1 protein-coding gene and 1 tRNA gene are annotated in these 1,102 nt (G+C 68.6%); both read right to left on the bottom strand.

The window, feature by feature from the left end; genetic code table 11:
* The coding region (locus E1J50_RS26465) for a HAMP domain-containing protein (protein WP_132257239.1) at positions 1-554 on the bottom strand (554 nt) is incomplete at its 3' end.
* Positions 555-914: 360 nt separating this feature from the next.
* A tRNA-Gln gene (locus E1J50_RS26460) sits at positions 915-989 on the bottom strand.
* Between the last annotated feature and the right edge of the window lie 113 nt (positions 990-1,102).

The following is a 1,102-nucleotide window of genomic DNA, read 5'->3' as shown; positions in this document are numbered from 1 at the left end:
GTGAGGTCCTTCCACGTGCCGCCGACGCCCTTCACCTCGGCCTGCCCGCCGAGCTTGCCCTCGGAGCCCACCTCGCGGGCGACGCGGGTCACCTCGGAGGCGAAGGAATTGAGCTGATCGACCATGGTGTTGACCACCTTGCCGATCCGCAGGAACTCGCCCCGCAGCGGGCGGCCCTCGATCTCGATCTGCATGGTCTGGCCGAGATCGCCCTTGGCGACCGCGCCGATCACGCGCGCGACCTCGGTGGTCGGCTGGACGAGGTCGCCGATCATCGAGTTGACCGAATCGACGCACTCGACCCAGCCGCCGGTCGCGGAGGGGAGCTTGCCCCGCTCGCCGATCCGCCCGTCCTTGCCGACCGTCCGCGCCACGCGGTCGAGCTCGCGGGCGAGGCCCTGGTTCAACTCGACGATGTCGTTGAACGCCTCGGCGATCTCGCCGTCGATTCCGGTGAGATCCAGCGGCAGACGGACCGAGAAATCCCCTTTTCGGAAGGCCCTCAGGCTCTTCAGGAGAAGCTTCGGCTCGAGCTGCGAGGGCAACGGCGACATGGGCACACCTACGGACGACGAGGGTCCGCGGCGCTGGCAGGGGTCTGAGCGAGGCTCTCCGCGGGTCGGGCATCCAACGCGGCGGGAGAAGCGTATCGTCGGCCCTGCCGGAGCTGCGGAACCCCCTGCTGGTACGTACGTGTAGCACGCTGCGCAAGCTCAACCGATAGTTGTCGTTACGTCTCTGCTACGGTCCCTGTGCAGCGGCGAGCGTATTCGATGCCGCCCGCGCCCGTTCCGGGCCGGGACGCCTGCGTATTGGCGGCGATGCGGGGCCGCGGATATCGATGGGTCGAGTTTCGTCGGCGCGGAGCGTTGCGCGAGGCTGCCGGCTGAGGGGCGGCGAGACGACGGGGAGATTGGCTGGGGCGCCAGGATTCGAACCTGGGAATGGCGGTACCAAAAACCGCTGCCTTACCACTTGGCGACGCCCCACCGAGGCCAGCGCTGTCTAGACGGCGGCGCTTCCGGAGGCAACAGGGTTGCGCGGGAACGCGTGGCGGGAGAACGCGTGGCGGGAGAGAGACGATGGGCAGGAAGGTCGCGAT

Origin of the sequence: Methylobacterium segetis, assembly GCF_004348265.1 — a bacterium.
Classification (GTDB): Bacteria; Pseudomonadota; Alphaproteobacteria; order Rhizobiales; family Beijerinckiaceae; genus Methylobacterium; species Methylobacterium segetis.
Note: the sequence above shows the minus strand (reverse complement) of the source record. Positions and strands in the feature narration are given on the sequence as shown.